Here is a 14,337-nt window from a genome sequence, read left to right on the forward strand (position 1 = left end):
GGTCGCCATCCCCCACCGGGCGCGGCTGCTTCCCTCCGCCCCCTCGTGTCTCCGTCAGGCCGAGTCCCGCTCGATGACCCGCCCCGGCGCCCGGGTGAGCCCGCCCGTGTCGAGCCCGAGCGCGACGCGTGCGGCGAGCCGGCCGTGGGCCTCGGCGTCGATGTGGACGGTGGTGAGCGCGGGGGTGACCAGGGCGCCGTACTCGGTGTCGTCGTAGCCGATGACGGCCGTGTCGGAGGGGACGCTCAGCCCCAGGCCGTGCAGGGCGGTCAGGGTGCGCAGGGCGATGTCGTCGTCGAAGGCGGCGATCGCGGTCACCTGGTCGTGCGCGGCGAGGAACGCCCTGACGGCCGCGGTTCCGGCGTCCCTCGGCCGGGGTACGGCGAACGGGATCAGCGGGGGCAGTCCGAGCCGGTCCGTGGTCGCGCGGGCGAAGCGCAGGCGCACTTCGGTCAGTGGTGTGTCGTCGCCGGGCAGGGCCATCGCCATACGGGTGTGGCCGCGGCCCGCCAAGTACCGGATCTGCAGGGCCGCATGGGCGGCGAAGCCGTTCTTCCAGTCCTCCTCGTCGGGCTCGTGGCCGCTCAAGTAGGCCTCGGCGAACCGGAGTACGGCCCGGGGCGCGATGGTGTCCAGGACCTGCTGGGTCGAGTGCGGCGCCGAGTGGCCGTGCCGTACGAGCAACACATGGTCGTGCGCGGCGAGTTCGTCGTCCAGGCCGCGGACGTAGCTGCGCGAGTAGTTGCCCTCCAGGCCCCAGTCGATGTTCAGCACGACGATCCGCGACGAGCCCTCGCGCAGGGCCCGTGCGATGCCGTGCGGGACATAGCCGAGGTCTCGGGCCGCGCCCTTCACCCGCTCACGGGTCGCCGCCGAGATGGTCTGGTGGGGATCGTCGTTCAGGACGAAACTGACGGTGGCCCGCGACACCCCGCTCGCCGCGGCGACATCGTTCAGCGTCACCCGCCGCGCGCCGCCCATCACCACTCCCCGCTGCCGAAACCTCGTATGTGCGCACCCTAATCCAGCGCGCCCCGGTTCGTTCCGGGCGATCTCCGCACGGCTCTCACCAACGCCGGCGCCCCTCTGCCAGCGTCCGCCAAATCGATCCAGTCCGCGAGTGAACGACGCCGGTCCGGCAGTGCGCGGTGAGGAGAGGAGCCGTATGGCAAGCCCCAGTCTTCAGGACGGCATCGACGAGGCGGGGTCGGCGGTCAGGCCAAGCAGTACATCCCCGTGACGCACAACGGCGACATCGTCACCGAGGGCATCCTGGCCCGCGAGGGGCGGACAAGTACACCCTCAGCGGCATCCTCACCGCACAGCACTAGGTGCAGTACCACGGCGAAAAGGGCGGCTACGACGTCGGCTACGTCACCGATCCGTCGTCGGCGTACCGCAAGGGCGCCGGCCCGAGGCTCTTCCGCTACCAGATCCAGGGGCCGTCGGCCGCCGACCTGGTCGAGCGCGCCTTCGGCGGACCGCTGCCGGAGACCAAGTTCTTCCACTCCTCCCCCGTCACGCCGACGGCGTGATCACCCAGTTCGGTTTCGACAGCGCCCCCGTGCTCGCATGGGTCGAGGCGGTGCGTGAGCGGGGTATCGGCCTCCCGATCCGCATCGGCGTGCCCGGACCGGCGGGGGTGCGGCGGCTGCTGTCGTACGCCGGTCGCTTCGGTGTCGGGACCAGCGCGGGGATCGCGGGGAAGTACGGGTTCTCGGTCACCAACCTCATGGGGGTGGCGGGCGCCCGCGCCCGGGTGTTCGCCCCAGACGACCGACACCTCGGTGCCCGGCTCGGCGTGCTCCCGGTCGATGAGCGCCCCCCGCCTCGGACCGGGGGCCACGACGTAGCGATCGCCCTCTCCTGTACGTCAGTTCCTGCCCTTGGTGACGACCCACTTGCGGCCCACCCAGTTGCCGACCGTCTCGTAGCCGGAGCGGAAGGAGCCGAGCCAGTTGAGCTTCAGCCCGGCCTCGGCGGTGGACTTGACGGGGGTGTAGCTGCTCGCGTCGGTGGCCGGGCCGCCGGCGGTGTTCTCGGCGTAGTACGGGAAGGGGTAGACGGGGCGGGAAGCGGTGGTGTCGCCGCCGCTGTCGACCGACTTGGTCGTCAGGCTCGCCGGGGCCTCGCCCTTGGTGACCCAGTCGGTGATCGCGGTCAGCGCGTCGAAGGTGTTCGGACCCTGGCCGCCGCCGCAGTGCGCGACGCCGGGGAGCAGGAACAACCGGGCGAAGGACGCGGTGGCCGCCTCGCCGCCGACGGCCTTCTCGACTGCCTTGTAGTAGGCCATCGTTCCCACGGCCGGGATGTGCTGGTCGCCGAGGCCGTGCCAGAGGATGAGCTTGCCGCCCGCCTTCTTGAATGCGGTGAGGTCGGGGTCGGTCGCGTCGTACATGCCCTCGTTGGACCGCATCACCTTGTCGTAGTAGGCGGCCGTGAACTTGATGTCCTTGTAGGTCAGGGCCGGTTGGGGGCTGTCGAAGATCTGGTAGCGCAGGGTCTCCCGGACGAAGCCGATGTCGCCGCTGGCACCGGTCGCGGTGGCCGGGATGATGATGCCGGCCCAGTTCAGCTCGGAGCCGCGCAACTGGTAGCCCGGGTAAAGGAGTTGGCCGTGGCTGTCGGTCGGTCCCGCGTAGATGCGGCGCAGGGTGGTGACCTGGTCGGCGGTCAGGCAGTACGTGTCGGACGTCGAGGTCCGGCCGGCCCCGCACTGGATCGTGCCGGGGTCCCAGGTGCAGCTGAGCGGGTCGGCGATGATGCCGTCGGCGGGGGCGCCGCAGCCCTTGAGGACGGCCTTGTGCAGGTCGGCGAGGTCGGTGTTGGTGATCGTCGCCGGGCCACCGTCGAGGTACACGGACTGGGCGGTCCAGGCGTGGGAGAAGGTGTTCAGCGCGGTGAAGTTGTTGGCCGGGGCGCCGGCGATGATGCCGTCGAAGTCGGTCGGGTAGCGCTGCGCCTCGGTGAGGGCCTGGTGGCCGCCCTGGGAGCAGCCGTCGAAGTAGGAGTGGGCGGCCGCCCGGCCGTAGTACTGCTTGATGATCGCCTTGGCCGCCTGGACGAGTTCGTGGTCGGACTTGTAGCCGAAGTCGGCGCTCAGGGTGGGGTCGGTGGAGAAGAGGCCGCCGCCCTGGTAGTGGCCCTCGTCGCTGGAGGCGACGGCGAAGGCGCCGGTGGTCAGCGGGACGCAGCCGGCCGAGGCGGGAGCGCTGGTCACGTTGGTGCTGCCGCAGAGGCCGCCGCAGCCGAGCTGGAGGTAGTCGGCCTGCCAGCCGGTCTCCGGGAGCTTGATCTCGAAGTGGAGTTGCGGGGCGATGACGCCCTTGACGTCACAAGCCGCCCAGTTGCCAAGGGTGTTGGCGCTCGCGGCGAGTTCGGTGGCCGAGCCGATCTCGAAGGGCACCCCGGGGACGGCGGCGGCCAGGCCGAGTTGGGCGACGCCGGAGCAGGACATGGCCGGTGCGATGCCCGAGGTCGTGGCGCCCACCGGGACGGCTTTCGCCGAGGCAGAGTCGGCAGCCTGCGCGCCACCGGTCACGCTGTTGGCCAGCACCACGCTCGCGCCGGTCACCAGCGCCACGGCTGCCGCGAGGGTGGCCAGGAAGGTCGCCGAGTTCCACCGACACCATCTGAACAGCTTGGGCATGCCGAGGACTCCGTTCGCTCGCCGGATGGGGGGTCGTGCGGGGGCACGGCGAGGAACGTAGCTCTCCCCTAATCCGCAGGCAATAGCGTCGACTCTATTGTTGACGATTTTGTCGAAGAGATGGGCTTGATATCGCCGACCAGGGCGGGAGTCGACGCCCGCCGCAACATCAGTTTTCTTTCTGCGCAACTCATTGATTGTACCGACCGTTGGGTCTAATTTATCGCCTCACTGGACCTTCGCTCCGCTCACTGACCGGAAGGCCGCCGATGTCCTCCCAGACCCAGCTCACTCCCCCACGGGACGACGAGAGATCGCCCTCGACGACCCGCAACGTCCTCGTCGTCGTCGCTCTCGTATGGACCGTCCAACTGGTCGCGCTGATCGCCGCGTTGTCCGGCATCGCGCAGGCCGACATCGCGATCCACTTCAGGACCACCGAGATCGCGTGGTTCACCCTGATGACCCTGCTGACCGGCACGTTCTTCCTGCCGTTCGCGGTCAAGGCCGCGGCCGTCTTCGGAAAGAAGCGCGTCCTGCTCGTCGCCACGGGGCTCGGCTTCGCGGGCGACCTGATCGCCGCCGTCGCCACCGACTACCGCACCCTGCTGATCGGCCGCGGCATCGCGGGCATCTACGCCGCCAGCGCGCCGCTCGCCTACGCCATCACCCGCGACGTCTTCCCCCGCAAGTGGGTCGGGCTCGCCAGCGGGATCCTGGCCGGCGGTGTCGGTCTCGTCGCCTTCGGTGGACCGTTCCTGTCCGGCTGGCTGCTGGACGACTACGGCTTCCGGGGGGTCCTGTGGTTCATGGCCATCAGCACCGCCGTCAGCTTCCTGCTGGTCGCGGCCTTCGTGCCGGAGAGCCCGATCCGCGCGGCGGCCGGGAAGATGGACTGGGCCGGCGGCATCCTGCTGGGCGGCGGGGTCACGGCGCTCATCTACGCCGTCGGCCAGGGCACGCACTGGGGCTGGGGCAGCGGCAAGTTCATCGCCTGGGTCGTCGGGGCGGCGATCGCCCTGGTCGTCTTCGTCCTCGTGGAGCGCAAGGTCGCCGAACCCCTCTTCCCGCTCTCCATGACCCGCCGCCGCCCGGTGTGGACGGTCCTGCTGGCCACGTCCATCGCGGCCGGCTCGCTCAGCGCCGTCGGGGTGGTCATCCAGCTGCTGATCCTGATGCCGAAGATCCCCACCATCTCCGAGGGCCTGGGCTGGTCGGGCACGCACAACGCCATCGTCACCAGCCCGATCAGCGCCATGATCATCATCGGGGCCGTCGGCACCGGTCTGCTCTCCCGCCGGGTGGACGCCCGCATCCTGCTGGGCACCGGCGCCGCGCTCGCGGTCCTCGGCTACGGCATCGGCACCCATCTGCACCACAACGCCCCGCAGATCATCGAGATGGGCGTGATCGCGGGACTGGGCACGGGCATCGTGATGGCGATCGTGCCCATCATGATCATCCACGTGGTCACCCCCGAGGAACAGGCGCTGGCCAACGGCGTCCAGACCCTCGGCCAGGGCGTCGCCCAGATCGTCGTCTCCCAGCTGGCCTTCGTCGTGATGGCGCAGCACGGGGCGGTCCTCAAGGGGACCCAGTTCTATCTCGACGCCGGGTTCACCAACGGGCTCTGGCTGGTGGTCGGTTGTGTCGCCGCCGGCGCGGTGCTCGTCGCCCTGATCCCCAAGGGCAAGCGCCTCGACGAGGTGGAGGTCGGCCAGGCGGCCTGAAGTCAGCGCGCCGCGAAGGCCGTTCTCCCGGTGACGGGCGAACGGCCTTCGGTGTAACGCCGGTTCAGGCTCCCTGGATGTATTCGGCCGCCGCGTCCAGCAGCCAGTCCGTCAGATACCCGGCGAAGGACGACCGCACCAACACCCAGAATCCGGCCCCGGGTTCGTCCCGGGCGACCAGCACGACCTGGGTGCGGGCCAGGGTGGTCTGGGCGCAGCGTCCGGCACCGAAGGCACGCGGGTGCAGGTCCAGAGGGCAGCCGTGGGCGAGCAGGTCGCGGGCCCGGGCGCCCGAGACGAGCAGGGTGGTGCGCTGGGCGGACACATCGGTGACGGCCACATGCTCGTCACCGCTCGCTGCCCTGATCCGGCTCTCAACATCCCGCTGCGTGTCCGGCGGTCCCACCACCAGCCACTCGTCGGGCCCGAGCCACAGCGCCCTCAACTCCCCCGCCCGCACCACTGTGTTGGGCTCCAGGGGCAGGGACAGACCAAGAGCGAGGCCTACGGAGTCCGCCGCCGCGCCCTTCGCGTCGAGCCGGACGTTCACCTGGGCCAGGAAGGGCAGTTCGGCCAGCCGGACCGCGCCGCCGGAGGAGCGGGTCGCGGCGGCCAGCCGGCCCGCGGCACCCGCGAGGGGGCTGCGGCGCGGCACGGAGAGGGCGGTGTCAGCCATCGCGGCGGGCTCCTTCGGGGTCGTAGAGGACGGGGCTCGCGACCGTGACCGGGATCAGGCGGTCGCCCACCGGGGCGTAAAGGCGTTCGCCGATGCGGTCCCGGCCGCCCTTGATCAGGGCGAGGGCGAAGGTGCGGCCGAGGGCGGCGCTGCGGTAGCTGGAGGTGACGTGGCCGAGCATCGGGACGGGCGGGGCCGGGAGCACGCTGTCGGCGATGAGTTGGGTGCCCTCGGGGAGGAAGGCGGCGGGGTCGTCCGGGAGGAGGCCGACCAGGTGCTTGCGGTCGGGGCGGACGGCGTCGGCGCGGGCGTAGGAGCGCTTGCCGATGAAGTCGGGCTTCTTCTTCGACACCGCCCAACTCATGCCCAGATCCTGGGGAGTCACCGTGCCGTCGGTGTCCTGGCCGATGATCGGGTAGCCCTTCTCGGCGCGCAGGACGTGCATGGTCTCGGTGCCGTAGGGGGTGATGTCGAAGGGGGCACCGGCCTCGTAGAGGGCCTCCCACAGGGCGAGGGCCTCCCACGGTGACACGTTGATCTCGTAGGCGAGTTCGCCGGAGAAGCTGATCCGGCACACCCTTGCCTCGATGCCGGCGACGGTGGTGTCCCGCCAGGCCATGAAGGGGAAGTCGTCGTTGCCGACGGCCAGTTGGGGCGCGAGCGAGCCGAGCACCTCGCGGGAGCGGGGGCCGACCAGGGCGACGGTGGCCCACTGTTCGGTCACCGAGGCGCAGTGGACGCGGAGTTCGGGCCACTCGGTCTGATGCCACTCCTCCATCCAGTCCAGTACGGCGGCCGCGTTGCCCGTGGTCGTGGTGACCAGGTAGCGGTCCGGTGCGAGGCGGATGGCGGTGCCGTCGTCGAAGACCATGCCGTCCGGACGGCACATGACGCCGTAACGGATCATGCCGACCTTCAGGTTGCTCATCATGTTGGTGTAGAGCCGGTCGAGGAAGACGGGGGCGTCCGGGCCCTGTACGTCGATCTTGCCGAGGGTGGAGCCGTCCATGAACGCGACGCCCTCGCGGGCCGCCGCGCACTCGCGCAGCACGGCCGTCTCCATGTCCTCGCCGTCCTGCGGGTAGTACCAAGGGCGCTTCCACTGGCCGACGTTCTCGAACTCGGCGCCCTGCATGACGTGCCAGTCGTGCAGCGCGGTCGTACGGATCGGGTCGTGCAGCGCGCCCCGGTCGCGGCCGGCGAGGGTGGCGAAGGAGACGGGGGTGTAGGGCGGGCGGAATGTCGTCGTGCCGAGCGACGACACGTCCACGCCGAGGAGTTCGGCGACCACGCCGCTCGCCAGGATGCCGGAGGTCTTGCCCTGGTCGTTGGCCGTGCCGGCCGTCGTGTAGCGCTTGGTGTGTTCGACCGAGTTGAGGCCGGCACCGGTGGCTCGGGTCAAGTCGCCCACGGTGACGTCGCGTTGGAGGTCCACGAAGCGGGGGCCCTCGGTGGCGGAGGGGACGAGGAAGACCTGCATGGCGGGGGTGGTGTCGGGTTCGCTGGGCACCTGGGGCAGGTTCGGCGCCTCGGCGGTGTAGCCCTCGGCCTCGATCGCGCGGGTGCCCGCGGCTGCGCCCTGTGCGAGGGCTTCGGCCAGGCCGAGGGCGCCGTTCGCGCTGCCCGCGACCTCGACCGCCTGACGGCAGGTGTCGGGGACGAACGAGCCGAGGGTGTCGTCGTAGCGGAGTTTGCCGCCGGCCTGGCTGAAGAGGTGGGCGACCGGGTTCCAGCCGCCGGAGACCAGGAGAAGGTCGGTCGCGAAGTGCCGTGTCGTGCCTGTCACTTCGGCGTACGGGGCCACCGTCACGGCGGTGACTCGCGGGGCGCCCTCGGTGCCGACGACCGCGTGTCCGGCCAATACCTCGATGCCGGCCTCGCGGGCTCGGCGGGCCCACTCCTCCGGCGCGGACGTGCGGGTGTCGACGATCGCCGCGATGTGGACGCCGGCCCTCGCCAGGTCCAACGCGGCCGCGTAGGCACTGTCGTTGGTGGTGAAGACGACGGCCTGGCGGCCGGGCAGGACGCCGTGGCGGTTGACGTAGGCGCGGGCCGAGGCGGCGAGCATCACTCCGGGGCGGTCGTTGTCCGCGAAGGCGAGTGAGCGTTCGTGGGCGCCCGTCGCGAGGACTACTCGGCGGGCTCGGATGCGCCAGACGCGTTCGCGGGAGACATGGGTGGGGGCCGCTGCGCCGAGGTGGTTCGTGCGGCGTTCCACGGCGAGGAGGTGGTTGTCGTCGTAGTGGCCGAAGACAGTGGTGCGGGGCAGTACACGTACGTCGGGGGCGGTGGCGAGTTCCTCGCTCAACTCCGTCACCCAGTTGAGCAGTTGGGCCGTGTCGAGGAGGCTGCCGCCGAGTTCGGGGCGGTCGTCGGCGAGGATGACCCGGGCTCCGCTGCGGGCGGCGGCCGCGGCGGCCGCGAGGCCGGCCGGGCCCGCGCCGACCACGAGCAGGTCGCAGTGGGCGTGGACGGCGTCGTAGCGGGCCGGGTCCGGGGTGGTGGCGAGGCGGCCCTGGCCGGGGAGGCTGGTCGCGACGAGGCCGTCGTAGAGCTCGATCGTTGTCGCGGGGAGCATCGGCTCTGGGAAAGGGGCCTCGATCTGGATGACGGCGTTGGGTTCTTCGACCCCGGCTGTGAAAATGCCGCGGGGGCGGCCGAGTTTGATGCTGGTGCCGGTCTGGATGATGCCGTTGGCGAGGAGGGCGGAGGCGAGGGTGTCGCCCTCGTAGCCCGTGTATTCGGTGCCGTCGAAGGTGAAGGTGAGGGGGGTGGCTCGGTGGATTCGGCCGTGGGTGGGGTGGCGGAACGGACCGGATTCGCCCCCGCCGCCCCTACCCGTCCCGTTCCCAGAGGGCTCTGCCCCCTGGACCCCCGTCGGCCCTGAAGGGGCCTCGTCCTCAAACGCCGGACGGGCTGACTGTGTGGGCCCACGCCGAGAAGTGGACGCCGGACGGGCTGAGTTTGCCTGGCGTGGCTCGTTCGTGTCCGGGGGTTGCTCGCCCGACCTGTACACCCTCAGGATCTCGTTCGTCGACGTGTCCCGTACCGCGTTGAACCAGCGGCGGCAGCCCGCCGCGTGGCTCCAGCGTTCCGCGAACGGGCCCTTGGGGTTGGCGCGGAAGAAGAGGTAGCGGGCCCACTCCTCGTCGGTCAGGCCGGCCGGGTTCTCCGGGTAGGCCACGTGGGCCTGGCCGCCGTAGTGGAACTCGGCTTCGTCGCGGGGCCCGCACCAGGGGCAGGGGATCAGCAGCATGGTTCGGGCTCCCTAGTGGGCCACCGCGGCGGCGCCGTGCTCGTCGACGAGCGCGCCGGTGGTGAAACGGTCGAGCGAGAAGGGGGCGTTGAGGGGGTGGGGGGTGTCGTGGGCGATGGTGTGCGCGTAGACCCAGCCGACGCCCGGGGTGGCCTTGAAGCCTCCGGTGCCCCAACCGCAGTTCAGGTAGAGGTTGTCGACCGGGGTGAGGCCCACGATGGGCGAGGCGTCGGGGGTGACGTCCACGATGCCGCCCCAGGTGCGCAGGACGTGCGCTCGGGCGAAGACCGGGAAGAGTTCGAGGGCCGCGGCCATCTGCTCCTCGATGATGTGGAACGCGCCACGCTGCGTGTAGGAGTTGTACGAGTCGATGCCCGCGCCCATCACCAACTCGCCCTTGTGCGCCTGGCTCACGTACACGTGGACCGCGTTGGACATGACGACCGTGGGGTGGACCGGCTCCAGCAGTTCCGACACCAGTGCCTGCAACGGGTGGCTCTGGAGCGGGAGTTGGAGGCCCGCCATGGCCGCGAGGACGGAGGTGTGGCCGGCCGAGCAGAGGGCCACCTTGCCCGCCGCCATCGGGCCGAGTGTGGTCTGCACGCCCACCACCCGGCCACCCTCGATGTCGAGTCCCGTGACCTCGCAGTTCTGGATGATGTCGATGCCTGCGGCGTCTGCCGATCGGGCCAGGCCCCACGCCACGTGGTCGTGCTTGGCGATGCCCGCGCGTGGTTGATAGGTGGCTCCCATCACCGGATAGCGCACGTCCGGCGAGATGTTGACGATCGGACAGACCTCCTTGACCTGCCGTTCGTCGAGCCACTCCGCGTCCACGCCGTTCAGGCGGTTCGCCTCGACGCGGCGCACGCTGTCGCGGACGTCCTGGAGGCTGTGCGCGAGGTTGAGCACGCCTCGCTGGGAGAAGAGGATCGGGTAGTCGAGTTCCTCTTCCAGCCCTTCCCACAACTTCAGCGCGTGCTCGTAGATGCCCGCGCTCTCGTCCCAGAGGTAGTTGGAGCGGATGATCGTGGTGTTGCGGGCCATGTTGCCGCCCGCCAGCCAGCCCTTCTCCAGGACCGCCACATTCGTGATGCCGTGGTTCTTCGCCAAGTAGTGGGCGGTGGCGAGGCCGTGGCCTCCGCCGCCGACCACGATGACGTCGTACGAGCGTTTCGGCTCGGGCGTGCGCCAGAGCCGGTCGGGGTGTTCGGGGAGGTCGGCGCCCGGGGTGCGCGGGGTCATCGGGGGTCGTCCTCCTCGGACAGGTGCGGGTAGAGCGGGTGCTTCGCGGCGAGGGCTTCCGTGCGGGTGCGCAACTCGCCGATGTCCGGGCTCGGTTGGAGGGCGAGCGCTATGACGTCGGAAACCTCGGCGAAGTCCTCCTCCGTGAAGCCGCGCGTGGCCAGTGCCGGGGTGCCTATGCGCAATCCCGACGTGACCATGGGCGGGCGTGGGTCGAAGGGGACGGCGTTGCGGTTGACGGTGATGCCGATCTCGTGGAGGAGGTCCTCCGCCTGCCTGCCGTCCAGCTCCGAGTCACGCAGGTCGACCAGGACCAGGTGGACGTCCGTGCCTCCGGTGAGGACCTTCGCCCCGGTGTCCGCCACGTCCGGCCGCGTGAGGCGTTCGGCGAGGATGCGGGAGCCGGCGAGTGTGCGGGCCTGGCGTTCGGCGAACTCGGGTGAGGCCGCGACCTTGAACGAGACCGCCTTCGCGGCGATGACATGTTCCAGGGGGCCGCCCTGCATACCGGGGAACACCGCCGAGTTGATCTTCTTGGCGAGGTCGGCCTCGTTGGTGAGGATGACTCCGCCGCGCGGGCCGCCCAGCGTCTTGTGCGTGGTCGTCGTGGTCACGTGGGCGTGCGGGACCGGGTTCGGGTGCAGGCCCGCGGCGACCAGGCCCGCGAAGTGCGCCATGTCGACCATCAGCAGGGCGCCCACCTCGTCGGCGATCCGCCGGAAGGCCGCGAAGTCCAACTGGCGTGGATACGCCGACCAGCCCGCGATGATCATCTTGGGGCCGTGTTCCTTGGCGAGGCGCTCCACCTCGTCCATGTCGACCAGGTTGTCGGTCTCGGAGACGTGGTACGGCACCACGTTGAGCATCTTGCCGCTGTAGTTGAGGCGCATGCCGTGGGTGAGGTGGCCGCCGTGTGCGAGGTCGAGGCCGAGGATGGTGTCGCCGGGCTTCAACAGGGCGAAGAACACTGCCGTGTTGGCTTGTGCGCCCGAGTGCGGCTGGACGTTGGCGAAGCCCGCGCCGAAGAGGGACTTGATCCGCTCGATCGCCAACCGCTCGGTGACGTCGACGTGTTCGCAGCCGCCGTAGTAGCGGCGGCCGGGGTAGCCCTCCGCGTACTTGTTGGTGAGGACCGAGCCCTGCGCCTCCAGTACGGCGGAGGGCGCGAAGTTCTCGGAGGCGATCATCTCCAACGTGGACTGCTGGCGGTGGAGTTCGGCGCGGAGCGCGGCGTGGACCTCGGGGTCCAGTTCGGCGAGGGGCGTGTTCAGGGCGTTCATTCGGCGTTGGTGTCCTTCCGGCTAACCGCGGAGGCGGGACATCGTCGGGTCGAACAACGGCTCCTGCGCTACGACCGCCTCGACGCGCTCGTCGAAGTAGCCGATGTGCACCTGGGTGCCGGGGGTGGCGAGTTCGGACGGCAGCCAGGCGTAGGCGATGCCCTTGCCGATCGTGTAGCCGTAGGCGGCGCTGGTGACGTAGCCGACGGCGCGCTCGCCGTCGTAGACCGGCTCCTTGCCCATGACGACGGAACCGGGGTCGTCGATGGTGAGGCAGGTCAACTGCCTTTGTACGTCGGCTTTTCGGCGTTCCAGGGCCGCCTTGCCGATGAAGTCGACCTTGTCGAGTTTGACGGCGAAGCCGACGCCGGCCTCGTAGGGGTCGTGCTCGTAGGTCATGTCGGTGCCGAAGGAGCGGTAGCCCTTCTCCAGGCGGAGGCTGTTGAAGGCGCCGCGTCCCGCGATGACACCGCCGAGGGGCTGGGCCGCCTGCCACAGGGTGTCCCAGAGTTTCTGGCCCTGGTCGGCGGTGGTGTAGAGCTCCCAGCCGAGTTCGCCGACGTAGGAGAGGCGCATGGCGGTGACCGGGACCGTTCCAATGTAGGCCCGCTTGGCGCGGAAGTATTTGAGGCCCTCGTTCGTGAAGTCCTCGTCCGTCAGAGGCTGGAGGACCTTGCGGGCCAGTGGGCCCCACAGGCCGATGCAGCAGGTGCCGGGGGTGATGTCTCGGACCTGGACCGTTCCATCGGAGGGGAGGTGGCGGGTGAACCAGTCGAGGTCGAGGTTGCCGTTGGCGCCGACCTGGAAGAGGTCGCGGGACAGCCGGGCGACGGTGATGTCGCTGCGGATGCCGCCGTCCTCGTCCAGGAGGAGGGTGTACGTCACCGAGCCGACCGACTTGGCGACCTTGCCGGTGACCAGGCCCTCCAGGAAGTCGGCGGAGCCGGGGCCGGTCACTTCGAGGCGTTTGAGGGCCGTCATGTCGTACATCGCGACCGTCTCGCGGGTGGCCTGCGCCTCTGCGCCGACGATGGGCGACCAGTACTGGGCCGCCCAGTCGTTCGGGGTCGGGATCGAACGGCCTTCCACCAGGCCGGAGTTGGCCTCGTACCACTGAGGGCGCTCCCAGCCGTTGGCCTCCAGGAAGAACGCGCCGTGTTCCTGCTGGCGGGTGTGGAAGGGGCTGGTACGGATCGGGCGCGGCTTACCGGACGGCTGGAGGGGGTGGAGGATGTCGTAGACCTCGACGAAGTTCTGGCAGTCGCGGGCCAGGACGTACTCCGGGGCCAGCTGGTGCTGCTCGAAGCGGTTGACGTCGCACTCGTGGAGGTCGAAGGACGAGCAGTAACCGTCGACCAGCCACTCGGCCATCGCTCGGCCGACGCCCGCCGAGTGCGTGACCCAGACCGCCTCGGCGACCCAGAAGCCCTTGACCTCCGGGGACTCGCCGAGGAGGGGGAAGTTGTCGGTGGTGAAGGAGAAGAGGCCGTTGATGCCCTCCTCGACCTTCGCGTCCTGCGTCGCGGGGAGCAGGGACTGGGTCTCGGTCCAGGCGGGCGCGAAGTCGTCCTCGGTGAACTTGAGGACGGACGGCATGTCGGCGGCCTCGTCGACGGAGAGGATGTCGTCGGCCGAGATCGGCATGGGGCGGTGGCCGTAGTAGCCGATGCCGATGGCGTCGAAGCGGTCACGGTAGTAGAGGTCGGCGTCCTGGTGGCGCAGGATCGGCCGGACGGCCTCCTCGGTCTGGCCGGCGAGGGCGGGCACTGGACCGGTCCAGGCGAGCTGGTGGCCCAGCGGGGTCAGCGGGAGGTTCATGCCGACCATACGGGCGATCTTCGGGCCCCAGATGCCGGCGCAGCACACGACGATGTCGGCGGGGATCTCGCCCTGGTCGGTGAGGACGCCCGTGACACGGCCGTCGGCCCGCTGGACGTCCAGGACCTCGTGGCGGGCCAGGAAGGTCACTCCGCGGTCCGTGGCCCGGCGTATCTGCGCCTCGACGGCCAGAACGGCTTTCGCGAGGCCGTCGGTGGGGACCAGGAGGCCGCCGAGGACCTTGTCGGGGTTGAGGAGCGGGTGGTGCTCGACGCACTCCTCGGGGGTGAGCAGACGGGCCTCGATGCCCCAGGCGGTGATCCAGCCGTGGCGGCGGTGGAGTTCGGCGACGCGCTCGGGGGTGGTGGCGACTTCGAGGCCGCCGACCTGGAGGAAACAAGGCTTGCCGTCGACGTCGAGGGAGCAGAACTTCTCGACGGTGTAGCGGGCCAACTCGGTCATGGTCTTGGAGGAGTTGGTCTGGAAGACCAGTCCTGGCGCGTGCGAGGAGGAGCCGCCGGTGGCGGGCAGCGGGCCCTGGTCGACCACGGTCACTTCGGTCCAGCCTCGCGCGGAGATCTCGTCCGCGAGCGCCGCCCCCACGACGCCCGCTCCGATGATGACCACTCGGGGTCCCGCCATCGCCGCACCTCCGGCTAGAAAGCAATCCGGTTGCTGTCTGC

At 70.3% G+C, this 14,337-nt stretch carries 9 protein-coding genes; 2 read left to right on the top strand and 7 right to left on the bottom strand.

From position 1 onward, the window contains the following. Positions 1-54: 54 nt before the first annotated feature. Complete coding sequence (locus ACWDEW_RS21475) at positions 55-981, bottom strand: LacI family DNA-binding transcriptional regulator (RefSeq protein ID WP_450514558.1); 927 nt, start codon at positions 979-981, stop codon at positions 55-57. A 350-nt stretch (positions 982-1,331) separates the two neighbouring features. Here ACWDEW_RS21475 and ACWDEW_RS21480 point away from each other — a divergent pair, with 350 nt between their 5' ends. After that, a complete protein-coding gene (locus ACWDEW_RS21480; RefSeq protein ID WP_450514559.1) occupies positions 1,332-1,535 on the top strand; it encodes a hypothetical protein in 204 nt (67 codons plus the stop codon). A gap of 338 nt (positions 1,536-1,873) precedes the next feature. On the opposite strand, the gene ACWDEW_RS21485 is transcribed toward ACWDEW_RS21480, so the two are convergent. Next, complete coding sequence (locus ACWDEW_RS21485) at positions 1,874-3,649, bottom strand: tannase/feruloyl esterase family alpha/beta hydrolase (protein WP_450514560.1); 1,776 nt, start codon at positions 3,647-3,649, stop codon at positions 1,874-1,876. 269 nt (positions 3,650-3,918) lie between these two features. Between ACWDEW_RS21485 and ACWDEW_RS21490 the strand changes: the two genes are divergently transcribed. Then, entirely contained in the window at positions 3,919-5,379 is a 1,461-nt protein-coding gene (locus ACWDEW_RS21490; protein WP_450514561.1) for an MFS transporter, read from the top strand. Positions 5,380-5,443: 64 nt separating this feature from the next. Here ACWDEW_RS21490 and ACWDEW_RS21495 read toward each other — a convergent pair whose 3' ends face one another. Genes ACWDEW_RS21495 through ACWDEW_RS21515 form a run of 5 tightly spaced genes read right to left on the bottom strand, consistent with a single transcriptional unit; the run spans position 5,444 to position 14,296 of the window. Beyond that, the gene (locus tag ACWDEW_RS21495) at positions 5,444-6,055 is read right to left on the bottom strand and encodes a sarcosine oxidase subunit gamma (protein WP_450514562.1); all 612 of its coding nucleotides are present in this window, start codon (positions 6,053-6,055) and stop codon (positions 5,444-5,446) included. Further along, positions 6,048-9,311, bottom strand: a complete 3,264-nt coding sequence (locus ACWDEW_RS21500) for a sarcosine oxidase subunit alpha family protein (RefSeq protein ID WP_450514563.1) — start codon at positions 9,309-9,311, stop codon at positions 6,048-6,050. Before ACWDEW_RS21500 ends, ACWDEW_RS21495 begins: the two co-directional genes overlap by 8 nt. 12 nt (positions 9,312-9,323) lie before the next feature. Further along, entirely contained in the window at positions 9,324-10,556 is a 1,233-nt protein-coding gene (locus ACWDEW_RS21505; protein ID WP_450514564.1) for a sarcosine oxidase subunit beta family protein, read from the bottom strand. Continuing rightward, a complete protein-coding gene (glyA, locus tag ACWDEW_RS21510; protein ID WP_450514565.1) occupies positions 10,553-11,836 on the bottom strand; it encodes a serine hydroxymethyltransferase in 1,284 nt (427 codons plus the stop codon). Before glyA ends, ACWDEW_RS21505 begins: the two co-directional genes overlap by 4 nt. 21 nt (positions 11,837-11,857) lie before the next feature. Next, positions 11,858-14,296 (bottom strand): GcvT family protein, encoded by a 2,439-nt coding sequence (locus ACWDEW_RS21515; RefSeq protein WP_450514566.1) that lies wholly within the window; start codon positions 14,294-14,296, stop codon positions 11,858-11,860. Positions 14,297-14,337 lie beyond the last annotated feature (41 nt).

The sequence above is a fragment of the Streptomyces sp. NPDC001100 genome (assembly GCF_053598575.1).